This is a genomic window from Sphingomonas profundi, from assembly GCF_009739515.1.
GTDB lineage: Bacteria > Pseudomonadota > Alphaproteobacteria > Sphingomonadales > Sphingomonadaceae > Alterirhizorhabdus > Alterirhizorhabdus profundi.
Genome location: NZ_CP046535.1, coordinates 1,274,256 through 1,286,559, shown reverse-complemented (window position 1 = coordinate 1,286,559; position 12,304 = coordinate 1,274,256). Strand labels below are relative to the sequence as shown.

General features: G+C 70.0%; 8 protein-coding genes. All 8 read right to left on the bottom strand.

Annotated features, from left to right (window positions below; translation table 11 throughout):
• Nucleotides 1–49: 49 nt before the first annotated feature.
• Nucleotides 50–1,357 (bottom strand): serine hydrolase domain-containing protein, encoded by a 1,308-nt coding sequence (locus tag GNT64_RS06055; protein WP_156678689.1) that lies wholly within the window; start codon nt 1,355–1,357, stop codon nt 50–52.
• Nucleotides 1,358–1,589: 232 nt separating this feature from the next.
• A complete protein-coding gene (gene alaS / locus GNT64_RS06050) occupies nt 1,590–4,265 on the bottom strand; it encodes an alanine--tRNA ligase (protein WP_156678688.1) in 2,676 nt (891 codons plus the stop codon).
• Between the two features lie 109 nt (nt 4,266–4,374).
• On the bottom strand, nt 4,375–4,938 hold the full coding sequence (locus GNT64_RS06045) for a DUF4019 domain-containing protein (protein ID WP_231639315.1): 564 nt from the start codon (nt 4,936–4,938) through the stop codon (nt 4,375–4,377).
• A gap of 229 nt (nt 4,939–5,167) precedes the next feature.
• On the bottom strand, nt 5,168–5,794 hold the full coding sequence (locus tag GNT64_RS06040; protein ID WP_156678686.1) for a glutathione S-transferase: 627 nt from the start codon (nt 5,792–5,794) through the stop codon (nt 5,168–5,170).
• Between the two features lie 164 nt (nt 5,795–5,958).
• A complete protein-coding gene (gene recA, locus GNT64_RS06035) occupies nt 5,959–7,032 on the bottom strand; it encodes a recombinase RecA (protein ID WP_156678685.1) in 1,074 nt (357 codons plus the stop codon).
• A gap of 97 nt (nt 7,033–7,129) precedes the next feature.
• Nucleotides 7,130–7,492 (bottom strand): response regulator, encoded by a 363-nt coding sequence (locus tag GNT64_RS06030; protein WP_156678684.1) that lies wholly within the window; start codon nt 7,490–7,492, stop codon nt 7,130–7,132.
• A gap of 19 nt (nt 7,493–7,511) precedes the next feature.
• Complete coding sequence (locus GNT64_RS06025; protein WP_156678683.1) at nt 7,512–9,932, bottom strand: hybrid sensor histidine kinase/response regulator; 2,421 nt, start codon at nt 9,930–9,932, stop codon at nt 7,512–7,514.
• A 277-nt stretch (nt 9,933–10,209) separates the two neighbouring features.
• Nucleotides 10,210–12,282 (bottom strand): M13 family metallopeptidase, encoded by a 2,073-nt coding sequence (locus tag GNT64_RS06020; RefSeq protein ID WP_156678682.1) that lies wholly within the window; start codon nt 12,280–12,282, stop codon nt 10,210–10,212.
• Between the last annotated feature and the right edge of the window lie 22 nt (nt 12,283–12,304).

The following is a 12,304-nucleotide window of genomic DNA, read 5'->3' as shown; positions in this document are numbered from 1 at the left end:
GAAAGCAGGTTCGGACCGGACCGAGGCGCGTCTCGGTCGTAAGACTCTCTCACTCCGCCTTCTTGCCCTCCAGCTCCATCCAGTCCTTGAACGGGCGGCGGTACAGCATGTCGAACACCTCCAGCTGCAGCCCAACCGGCTTGTTGCTCTCGGAATTCCACAGCACCGCCACGCCGTCCTTCGTCTTCGGATCGAAGGCGATCATCGATCGGTAGCCGCGCACCGCCCCGCGATGGCCGACGATCGCGTGGCCGGCATATTGATAGTCGCGCCAGCCCAGCGCGTAATAGCCGTCGGTCAGCTCGCGGCGAAAGGCGGCGCCGCGCTTGGTGGCGGACGCGGTGGAGACGCGGGGGCGGTGGATCGTCTCCAGCACGCGCATCGGCAGCACGTTGCGCATCTCGCCCATCTGCGCGCGCATCCAGGTGCCGAGATCGAGGATCGAGGAGTTCATGCCGCCCGCCGCCGGCACGCGGTAGTAGGGCTCCTCCACCGGCACCGTCCTGCGGCCGACATGCGGCCGCGCCCAGCTCCGCGCCGCCATCAGCCCCTCCCGCGTCACGCTGGCGGACGTCATGCCGAGCGGCACGAGCAGGCGCTGCTTCACCGCATCCTGATAGCTCTGCTTGGTCACGCTCCGCACGACCTCGCTGGCCGCGTCATAAGCGACGTTCTGGTAGGCGAAGCAGGTGCCCGGCGCGCAGTAGCGATCGAGCTTGCCCAGCGCGATGCGGATCACGCGCGGATCGATCCCCTCCTCCAACTTGTCGTCATAGGCGTTCTTGACGATGCCGAGCCGGTGGGAGAGCAGATCCTCGATCGTCACCTGCCGCTCGCTCCCGCCCGGCAGCTTCAGCGACGGCGAGTAGCGCGAGACCGGATCGTCGAGCGAGAGCTTGCCCTCCGCCGCCAGCTCGCCCACCATCGTGCTGGCCATGCCCTTGGAGAGCGAGGCCCAGCGGAACACGGTGTTCGCCGTCACCTTGTCGTCCGATCCGGCGGTGGTGACGCCATAGCCCTTCACGAAGCGCAGCTCGCCATGCTCCACCACGGCGATGCCCAGGCCCACCATCTCCTTCGATTGCATCAGCCGCGTCAGCCGCGCATCCAGCCGGCCGTAATCCGCCCGTGCCGCACCCGATCCGGGGCGGGCGCCGTCCGGTATCACCATCCGCACGGAAGGCGGGGCCGCCATCGCGGCGTCGTTGCCGGTGCGCACCCAGCCGGACTTGCCGATCGTCAGCAGGCTCAGCCCGGCGATCCCAGTCGCCACCGCCACGCTGATCTTGAACGGAGCGGTCCACACCCGCGACGCCGGCGGCTTGTTCTTCTGTTCGGTCACGGTCGCTCGGTACATCAGGAGGAGATGTGCCAGACCGGCACGATCATCTGAGCCAAGGCCATAAGGCGCGGTCGAAAACGGTCAATCGCGCCGCCTGCACGGTTCGCCGGAGCGAGGCTGCCGCGCGCCGGACCGAATCCCGGGCGGTGGCCAGGCTGGCGAAATCACCCGGCCGCCCGCAAGGCGCGACAAACAAGGGATTTGCGCGCGTCGATCCGGGGCAAGCGGATCGTGAACCGCAAGCCGCTCAGGCCGCCTGCGCCACGCCCGCGATCGCGCCGCGCACCGCGTCGATCGCCGCCTGCGCCTGGGCCCCGTCGGGCCCGCCGCCCTGCGCCATGTCCGCCCGTCCGCCGCCGCCCTGCCCGCCGAGTGCGGCGACCGCCTGCTTCACCAGATCGACCGCGCTGAACGCCGCCGCCAGATCCGCCGTCACGCCCACCGCGACGGAGGCCCGCCCCTCGTTCACCGCCACGATCGCGGCGATGCCGGAGCCCAGGCGCTGCTTGGCCTCGTCCACCAGGCCGCGGAGCCCCTTGGGATCGAGCCCGTCGATCACCTGCCCGACGAAGCCGTGGCCGCCCACCTGCTCCGGCCCCGCCGCCTCGGCCTTGGCCGGCCCGGCGAGCGCCAGCGCCTTCCTCGCCTCGGCCAGTTCGCGCTCCAGCCGCCGCCGTTCCTCAACGAGCTGGACGACGCGCGCCGGCACCTCGTCCGGTGCCGCGCGCAGCGTGGCCGCGGCCTCCTTCAGCCGGTCCTCGCGCGCCGTCAGCCAGGATCGCGCCGCCTCGCCGGTCAGCGCCTCGATGCGGCGGACGCCGGAGGAGACCGCGCTCTCCGCCACGATCTTGAACAGCGCGATATCGCCCAGCGCGTTCACGTGCGTGCCGCCGCACAGCTCCACCGACCAGCTGCCCGCATCGGCCACCTCGCTGCCGCCGCGCCCCATCGAGAGCACGCGCACCTCGTCGCCATATTTCTCGCCGAACAGCGCCATCGCGCCCGCCGCGATCGCCTCGTCCGGCGTCATCAGGCGGGTGGTGACGGCGTCGTTCTCGCGGATGTGGCGGTTCACCTCGGCCTCCACGGCGGCGATCTCCGCCGGGGTCAGCGCCTTGGGGTGGGAGAAGTCGAAACGCAGCCGGTCCGCCGCGACGAGGCTGCCCTTCTGCGTCACATGGCCGCCCAGCTGGTGGCGCAGCGCCGCGTGCAGCAGGTGCGTCGCGCTGTGATTGGCGCGCAGCTGCGCCCGGTGGACGACGTCCACCGACAGGTGCACCGCATCGCCGACGCGCACCTCGCCGCCTTCCACCACCGCGCGGTGCGCGTGCAGCCGACCGAGCGGCTTGGCGGTATCGCGCACCTCGGCGGCGAAGCCGTTCTCGCCGGTAATCGTGCCGATGTCGCCGTTCTGGCCGCCGCTCTCGCCGTAGAAGGGCGTCTGGTTGACGAGGATCGCCACCTCCTCGCCGGTCTGCGCCTGCTCCACGCGCGCGCCCTCGCGCACGATCGCGATCACGCGGCCCTCGCCCTCGTGCGCGCCATAGCCGATGAACTCGGTGCCGCCCTCCGCCTCGGCGATGTCGAACCAGATATCGTCGGAGGCGCGCTCGCCCGATCCCTTCCAAGCCGCCCGCGCCGCCGCCTTCTGCTCGGCCATCGCCGCGTCGAAGCCGGCGCGATCGACGCTGAGGCCCTGCGCCCGCAGCGCATCCTCGGTAAGGTCGTAGGGGAAGCCGAACGTGTCGTAGAGCTTGAACGCCGTCGCGCCCGGCAGGGTGTCGCCCGCCGCCATGCCGCCGGTCGCCTCGTCCAGCAGCCGCAGGCCGTTGGCGAGCGTCTGGCGGAAGCGGGTCTCCTCCAGCTTCAGCGTCTCCTCGATCAGCGGCTGCGCGCGGACGAGCTCGGGATAGGCGGCGCCCATCTCCGCCACCAGCGCCGGCACCAGCCGGTGCATCAGCGGATCGGCCGCGCCCAGCAGGTGGGCGTGGCGCATCGCCCGCCGCATGATCCGCCGCAGCACATAGCCGCGGCCCTCGTTGGCCGGCAGCACGCCGTCCGCCACCAGGAAGCCGGATGCGCGCAGGTGATCGGCGATCACCCGGTGCGAGGCGGTGTTCGCGCCATCGATGGCGGTGCGGGTAAGCTCGCCCGAGGCGGCGATCAGCGCCTTGAAGGTGTCGGTGTCGTAATTGTCGTGGACGCCCTGCAGCACGGCGGCGATCCGCTCCAGCCCCATGCCGGTATCGATCGATTTCTTCGGCAGCTCGCCGACGATCGCGTTGTCCGCCTGCTCGAACTGCATGAACACGAGGTTCCAGATCTCGACGAAGCGGTCGCCATCCTCGTCCGGGCTGCCGGGCGGGCCGCCGGGAATGTGGGCGCCGTGATCGAAGAAGATCTCGGAGCACGGGCCGCACGGGCCGCTGTCGCCCATCGCCCAGAAATTGTCCTTGGTGGGGATGCGGATGATCCGCTCCTCCGGCAGGCCGGCGATCTTGCGCCACAATGCGAACGCCTCGTCGTCCGTATGGTAGACGGTGGCGGTCAGCCGGTCGGGGTCGAGGCCCCACACCTTCGTCAGCAGGGTCCAGGCGTGGGTGATCGCCTGTTCCTTGAAATAATCGCCGAACGAGAAATTGCCGAGCATCTCGAAGAAGGTGTGGTGCCGCGCGGTGTAGCCGACATTGTCGAGATCATTGTGCTTGCCACCGGCCCGCACGCACTTCTGCGACGAGGCGGCGCGCACATAGGGCCGCGACTCCTGGCCGGTGAACACGTTCTTGAACGGCACCATGCCCGCATTGACGAACATCAGGGTCGGGTCGTTGTGCGGGATCAGCGGGGCGGACGGCACCGCCACATGCCCCTCGCCGGCGAAGTAATCGAGGAAGGATCGGCGGATGTCGTTGGTCGATGTCATGAACGGGATTTAGGCGAGGGCGATGCGCGACTCAAGCGCGCGCTGCCGGGCCAACACGGGCGGCCGGCGACACTCGCCGCCTGCCCATGGCCGCGCGACTGGGGCCACGCTACTGGCCGGCATCCGCATCGGGGCAGCCGAACTGGCGCGGCAGCGGCCGCAGCCGTTCCGGCACCATCGCGCGGGCCGTGGCCTCGTCGAGGAAGCTCTGCTCCTCGCGCACGATGCGGAAGGCGCCGTCCGCCTCGCGGTGCCACATCAGATAACCGCAGTGGAGCCGCAGATTGGCGAACCGGGCGACGAAGTCCGCCGCCACGTAGAGGCCCGGCACGGTCGCCCCGGGCGGATCGCGCTCCCAGGTGAGCCGGACGATGCGGCGCTCGCCCCGGCCGGCCATCGCGTTGAACCGCGCCGCCTCGCCGCGGTACAGCTCCGGCGTGAGATAGGCGCGCACGCTCGGCGCGAAGACGGCGTAGGCGGCGTCGTAGCGGCCGCCGTCCTTCGCCGCGAAATAGGCGTAGCTCGCCGCCAGCACCCGCCGCTGCGTGGCCGGATCCGGCACCGCATCGCCGGCCTGCTCCGCCGCCGGCGGCGCGGACGGCGCGGCCCCGAGCGGCGCGACGACGAGGACCAGCCCGATCAGCGCGATGACGGCGACCGGACCGTGCGTCACGCGCCACCCCCGCCCGGTCATCCGAGCCTGTCTGCCGGGCGCAAGGCAGGCGCTCGCCTCTACCAATCCACTGCAAACCGGGGGTCGTGTCCTCAGCCAGCGCCGCCGCCGAAAGATCTGCCCGGCGCTCCGCACGGCTGCACTCAGACCCGTCGGCGGTGCCCGCCGCGATCTCGATCCGGGCGAGACGCCGGAACCGGATACCGAAGCTTCCCGGCCGATCACGTCGTCACGCATAGGCGTAAGGGCCGCCGGCCGCGAGCGCGCGGGCGTAAGCGCGGCGGGCGTGGATGCGTTCGAGCCAGTCGATCAGGTGCGGCCGGCTCCCGTCCAGCCCGGCGCGCTGGCGCGACGCCTCGATCGGGAAGCTCATCATCACGTCGGCGGCGGTGAAGTCCGATCCGGCGAACCAGTCGCGCGTGGCAAGCTCGCCGTCCAGCCAATCGAGATGACCGTCGAGCATGCGCTGCACCGGCTTCCTCGCCGGCAGGCCGAGCAGCCCCAGCCGACCGATGACGAGCAGCGCCAGCAGCGGCGGCATCATCGATCCCTCGGCATAATGGAGGAAGTGGCGGTAGCGCAGCGCCGCGTCGCGGTTGCCGGGCGCGCCGAGCCGGCCGCCGCCCTTCTCCACCAGATACTCCACGATCGCGCCGGTCTCCGCGATCACGCGGCCCTCATCCTCGATCACGGGCGCCTTGCCCAGCGGATGGACGCGCTTCAGCGCGGGCGGCGCGAGCATCGTCTTCGGATCGCGCTCGTACCGCGTCACCGAGTAAGGCAGTTCCAGCTCCTCGAGCAGCCAGAGGATGCGCTGCGAGCGCGAATTTTCGAGATGATGGACGATGATGGTCATCGCCAAACCCTAGAGCCTGATCGCCCGGCGTGGAAGCGCGTCAGGAGCCGCCGGACATCCTGCCGGCGCGCCCCGGCGACGTCATCGCATCACCGCCGGATCGCCACGAGTGCCGCACCCATGCACGCGAGGATGCGCCGGGCGGCCGCCGGCGTGGGCCGGCCTCAGACGTCGTCGTCCTCGGCCGGCCCGGCCATCATCGCATCGCTGATGCCGGCGGCGTTCGCGCGGATCGCCTTCTCCAGCTTCGCGGCGGTCTCCGGATGTTCCTTCAGGTAGGTTTTAGAATTCTCGCGGCCCTGGCCGATCCGGACCGAATCGTAGCTGAACCACGCGCCCGACTTCTCGACGATGCCGGCCTTGACGCCGAGATCGAGGATCTCGCCCATCTTGGACACGCCCTCGCCATACATGATGTCGAACTCGACCTGCTTGAACGGTGGCGCCACCTTGTTCTTCACCACCTTCACGCGGGTGGCGTTGCCGACCACCTCGTCGCGATCCTTTATCGCGCCGGTGCGGCGGATGTCCAGCCGCACGCTCGCGTAGAATTTCAGCGCGTTGCCGCCGGTCGTCGTCTCGGGCGAGCCGTACATCACGCCGATCTTCATGCGGATCTGGTTGATGAAGATGACCAGCGTCTTGGACCGGCTGATCGATCCGGTGATCTTGCGCAGCGCCTGGCTCATCAGCCGCGCCTGCAGGCCGACATGGCTGTCGCCCATCTCGCCCTCGATCTCGGCGCGCGGCACCAGCGCGGCGACCGAATCGACCACCAGCACGTCCACCGCGTTCGACCGGATCAGCGTATCGGTGATCTCCAGCGCCTGCTCGCCCGTATCGGGCTGGGAAACGATCAGCTCGTCGATGTCGACGCCCAGCTTCTTGGCGTAGCTCGGGTCCAGCGCATGCTCGGCATCGACGAACGCCGCCGTGCCGCCATTCTTCTGCGCCTCGGCGATGGCGTGCAGCGCCAGGGTCGTCTTGCCCGACGATTCCGGCCCGTAGATCTCGACGATGCGGCCCTTGGGCAGGCCGCCGATGCCGAGCGCGATGTCCAGCCCCAGCGATCCGGTCGAGATCGCCTCGATCTCCACCTTCTCGCGGCTGCCCAGCTTCATCGCCGAGCCCTTGCCGAACGCGCGATCGATCTGGGCGAGGGCGGCCTCGAGGGCCTTCTGCCTGTCCATGTCGGCCTTTTCCTTCTCGGTGCCGATAAGTTTCAACTGTGCGGCCATGGGTTCTCGCTCCCTCGTAGATCGCGCAACGGCGCCGTCAACGCCGGCACGACATAGCGCGGAACGAGCAGTGGAACAAGTAGTGAACGGAGAAAGATCAGACGCGGTCCATCGCGGAGTCGATCGCCGCCTGGATGCCATCCATCGTGAACGGCTTGGAGAGTTGCGGCGCCGCGGCATGGCGCGCCGGCGGCGGATCGACATGGCCGCCGGTGGAAACGAGATAGGCGATGCCGCGATCGGCCAGCACGTCCGCCACCGGCCACGAGGGCTCGCCGCCGCGCAGGTGCACGTCCAGGATGGCCACGTCGACGCCGCCCTGCTCCAGCCGAGCCAGCGCGTCCGACACGCAATCGGCGGTGCCCGCCACTGTGTGGCCGAGCGTGTCGACGAAATCCTCGAGCATCATCGCGATAAGGGGTTCGTCCTCGACGATGAGGATCGAGAGAGACGCGGTCATGTCCGTCTTCTAGCCGTCATTACGGCTCCGGGCTAGAGGCTTTGGCGCGCAGCGCATCGCGGGCGGCGGCGGCAAGCTGCTGCACGGAAAAGGGTTTCGCGATGAAGGCGACATGGTCCAGATCGATCGACCGGCGCAGCTGCTCCTCGGCGTAACCGGACATGAAGAGGATCGGCAGGTGCGGGTATCGCGCCCGCGCCTGGCGCACCATCGTCGGCCCGTCCATCGTCGGCATCACCACGTCGGATATCAGCAGGTCCACGGGCGGACCGCCGGCGGCGGCCATGTCCGCCAGCATCTCCAGCGCCTCCTCGCCGTTCGATGCGGTGTGCACGGTGTAGCCCTGCCGCGTCAGCGCGCGTTCCGCCACGGCGCGCACCATATCCTCATCCTCCACGATCAGGATCGTGCCGGTGCCCCACAGCTCCGCCGGCTTCTCGCGCGGCGGCGGCGCGGCCGGCTCCGCCAGCGCCGGCGCGCGGTGGACGGGCAGGTAGATGACGAAGCTGGTCCCCTCGCCAACCGTCGACTCGGCGAAGATGAACCCTTCGGACTGTTTGACGATGCCGTACACGGTGGAGAGGCCAAGACCCGTGCCCTTGCCCACCTCCTTGGTGGTGAAGAACGGCTCGAATATCTTGGCGAGGATCTCGGGCGCAATGCCGCTGCCGGTGTCCGACACGCTGAGCGCGGTATAGTCGGCCACCGGCAGTATCTCGCTGTCCAGGTCGCGCACCTGCGCCGCCGGCACCGCGTAGGTCTGGATCGTCAGGGTGCCGCCGCCGGGCATCGCATCGCGCGCATTCACCGCCAGGTTGACGATCACCTGCTCCAGCTGGCCGGGATCGGCGCGCACCGCCCCCAGGTCGCGGCCGTGCTTCACCGTCAGCGTCACCGTCTCACCCAGCAGCCGGCGGAGCAGGTTGGACACTTCGGAAACGACGTCCGGCAACTGCAGCATCTGCGGCCGCAGCGTCTGCTGGCGGGAGAAGGCGAGCAGCTGCCGCGTCAGGCTGGCGGCGCGATTGGAGTTCTGGCGGATCTGCTGGATATCGTCATAGTCGCTGTCGCCCGGCGCATGGCGCATCATCATCAGGTCGCAGTGGCCGATGATCGCGGTGAGGATGTTGTTGAAGTCATGCGCCACGCCGCCGGCCAGCTGGCCCACGGCCTGCATCTTGGTGGCCTGCAGCACCTGCTTCTTCAGCTTCGATTCCTCACTATTGTCCTTCAGGCTCAGCAGCACCGCCGCCTCGCCCAGCCCGCGCGCGCCGGCGATGGTGAGCGCCACCGGCTCCTCCGGCCGCCAGCGCAGCCGCACCGAGAGATCGCCGGAGACGCGGTGCCCGGCGGAGAAGCGGCGCACCGCATCGGAGACGGCCGCCTTGTCCTCCTTCACCACCAGATCGCCGGGATAGAGCACGGACTGGCCGGCCGGGATCGCGGCCGCCCGCTCGAACGCCTCGTTCATGAACAGGATGCGCCCGTCGCGCTCGGCCAGCGCCAAGCCCAGCGGCAGCATCGCCAGCAGCGCGTGCACGTTGGCGGTTGCCGTGCTGCGGGCGCCGGGCCGGGTGGCGACGGCGCCGTCCTCGTCCAGCAGCAGGATGATCGTGGCGTGGCCCGGATCGCCCTGATCGAGCGGGATCTGCACCAGCCGCAGCGGATCGGCCGTCTCGCTCTCGGCGGCCAGGCGAATATACTCGTCGGTGCCGGTCGCCAGCAGGTCGACGAACGGCCGGCCCGCCGGCGCCGCCTCCGCCGTGCCGAGCGCGCGCGCCAGCAAAGCGCGGTTGGCGGCCAGCAACCGGCCGCCGCCATCCACCAGCGCCGCCATCACGCCCGCCGCCGCCAGCCGGTTGCCGCCCTCCCCGGCGATCATCGCCCGCGCCTCGGCCAGCAGGTCCACCGCCAGCGCGGGCGCGAACCGCCAGACGAGGTGGTCGTCGGCGTGGCCAGCGCGCGCCACCCGCGCGCTGAACCGGCCGCGCCCGCCGGAGAGATCGGTCGCCACGCCCTCGCCATCCCGCCAGGCCGTGCGGCCGGCGGCGGCAAGGCGATCGGCGCCGTCGTCCGACAGGGGGAGCGCGGGCGGCGCCGGCCAGTGGCTGAACCACTCGCCATACAGCCGGTTGGCGCAGACCAGCCGGCCGGCGCGATCGGTGACGGCGACCGGCTGGGCGGCATCCTCAATCGCGGCATTGGTCAGCGACCAGTCGGCGCCCTCCGCCTCGGCCGGGGCGGCGCGGCGCGCGCGGGCGAACAGCAGCACCAGCGCCGCCGCCGACCAGATCACGGCGAGGAACACCGCCGACACGACGAAGGCATCGATCGCCCACAGCAGCAGCAGCGCCGAGCCGAGCCCGGCGGCGAGCACGCCGAACAGGGCGGCCCGGTCCAAGCCGGCGGACGGGGCGAGCGGGGGCGCTGAGGAAGCCATCCCGCCTCATCCCCCGCGCGCGCCGATGCCGTCAAGCCGCGCGACCGATCGAAGGGGAAGCCACGACCTTCGTTTCGGGCTCGGCCGCTATTCGGCCACGCTATGTTGAGGCCGGGTTACAGGTCACGCGTGGCGGATGCCGAACTCGTCTGGCGAACATATCGTTCGAACATCCACCCCGTAATCCCGAACCCGGTTGAGGATGACGGAGCAGGCGATCGAAGCCGACATTCGCCAGACGATGTCAGCACGTCACCCTGCGCGCCCCGCGCCTCCGCTACCAGATCCGCACGCGGGCGTCGGGCGTCAGGTACAGCCTGGCGGTGGGTGCCGGCTTGTACGCGTCGTACCACGGATCGAGGTTGCGGACGACGGCGGTGCGCTGTTCGGATGGGCTGTGCGGATCGGTCAGCAGCCGCTGGCGCAGGTTCGCCTCGCGGTAGCTGCGCCGCCACACCTGCGCCCAGCCGAGATAGAAGCGCTGGTCCCCCGTGGTGCCGTCGATCACCGGCGCGGGCTTGCCGTTCAGCGAGAGCTTGTACGCCTCGTGCGCCACGGTCAGCCCGGCAAGGTCGGCGATGTTCTCGCCCAGGGTCAGGCCGCCCTGCACGTGCAGGCCGGGCAGCGGCTCATAGGCGTCATACTGCTTCACCAGCTTGTCGGTGAGGGCGGTGAAGCGGCTCACGTCCTGCGGCGTCCACCACTCGGCCAGCCGGCCGCTCGCGTCGTACTTGCGGCCCTGATCGTCGAAATGATGGCTGATCTCGTGGCCGATGACGGCGCCGATGCCGCCATAGTTCACCGCCGGATCCGCCTTGGGATCGAAGAAGGGCGGCTGCAGGATGGCGGCGGGGAACACGATCTCGTTCCACACCGGGTTGGCGTAGGCGTTGATCTCCATCGGCGTCATGAACCACTCGTCCCGGTCCGCCGGCTTGCCGAGCTTGGCGAGGTTGCGGCTCCACTCGAAGCGGCCGACGCGGTGATAGTTGCCGTAGAGGTCGGCGCGGTCGATCTGGAGCGCCGAATAGTCCCGCCACTTCGCCGGATAGCCGATCTGCGGGCGAAAGGCGGCCAGCTTGGCGCGCGCCTTCACCTTGGTCTCCGGCGCCATCCAGGTGAGGTTGGCGAGGCGATCGTCCATCGATCGGATGATGTTGCGCACCAGCCGGTCCGCCTCCGCCTTGGCCTCGGGCGGGAAGTAGCGGGCGACATATTCCTTGCCCACGGCCTCGCCCATGCCGTTCTTCACCAGCGCCACGCCGCGCTTCCACCGCTCGCGGATCTGCGGCGTGCCGTCCAGCGCGGTGCCGTGGAAGGCGAAGTGCGCATCGACGAACGCCTTGGAGAGGAACGGCGCCGCATCGTCCAGCGTGCGCGTCCACAGATAGTCCTTCAGCACCGGCAGCGGCGTCTCGCCGAGAATCCTGGCCGAGGCGGTGATGGCGCTCGGCTGCGAGACGAGATATTTCGCCTGCCCGTCCAGCCCGGCCGTGCCGAGGAACGCCGCCCAGTCGAAGCCCGGCGCCGCCTTCTCGAAATTGGCGCGCGGCCACGGGTTATAGGTCTTGTCCGAGTCGCGGCTCTCGGTGCGGGTCCACTGCACCTGCGCCACCCGTCCCTCGAAGGCGATGATCGCCTGCGCGCGGGCGGCGCCGTTCGGCTCGCCGGCCAGGGTGAACAGGCGGGCGAGGTAGGTGGCGTAGGCGGCACGCGCCTCGGCCAGCTTCGCGTCGTCGGTCTTCAGATAATAATCGCGGTCCGGCAGGCCCAGGCCGGACTGGGCGACCTGCACGATCGTCGTGTCGGGCGCCTTGTCGTCGATCGACACATAGGCGCCGATCGGTCCGCTCACCCCGTCGCGCTGCGCCTCGCCCAGCGCCCTGGCGAAGGCGGCACGGCTGTTCACCGCCATGATCGCGGCAAGCTGCGGCTTCACCGGGGCGAAGCCCTTCCCCTCCACCGCGTCGACATCCATGAAGCTGGCGTAGAGATCGCCGATCTTCGATCCGGGCTGCTTGGCCGCCGCCTCGATGATCCCGCGCATCCGCTCGTTAGAGAGATCCTCCAGCACGTTGAACATGCCGTAGTTCGATCGATCGGCCGGGATCGGCGTCGATCGCGCCCAGGCACCGTTCGCATAATCGTAGAAATTGTCGCCGGGCGCGACCGATCGGTCCATGCCGGCGGCGTCGAAGCCGAAGGCGCCGATCTGCGGCTTGCCGACGCTGGCCGGGGCGACGGGGCCGACGGCGGCCTTCGTGACGGTCTTCTGCGACGCGCTCGTGGCGGCGATCGCGCCGCCGGCCAGCATCGTCGATGCCGCCAGCAGGATCAGGATGGGGCGCATGGAAACCTCGGTGTATGATTGT

Bases quoted from the DNA above. Each gene is read 5' to 3' on its own strand.
- GNT64_RS06055 (WP_156678689.1), bottom strand. From the start codon at position 1,357: ATGTACCGAGCGACCGTGACCGAACAGAAGAACAAGCCGCCGGCGTCG.
- alaS (WP_156678688.1), bottom strand. From the start codon at position 4,265: ATGACATCGACCAACGACATCCGCCGATCCTTCCTCGATTACTTCGCC.
- GNT64_RS06040 (WP_156678686.1), bottom strand. From the start codon at position 5,794: ATGACCATCATCGTCCATCATCTCGAAAATTCGCGCTCGCAGCGCATC.
- recA (WP_156678685.1), bottom strand. From the start codon at position 7,032: ATGGCCGCACAGTTGAAACTTATCGGCACCGAGAAGGAAAAGGCCGAC.
- GNT64_RS06030 (WP_156678684.1), bottom strand. From the start codon at position 7,492: ATGACCGCGTCTCTCTCGATCCTCATCGTCGAGGACGAACCCCTTATC.
- GNT64_RS06025 (WP_156678683.1), bottom strand. From the start codon at position 9,932: ATGGCTTCCTCAGCGCCCCCGCTCGCCCCGTCCGCCGGCTTGGACCGG.
- GNT64_RS06020 (WP_156678682.1), bottom strand. From the start codon at position 12,282: ATGCGCCCCATCCTGATCCTGCTGGCGGCATCGACGATGCTGGCCGGC.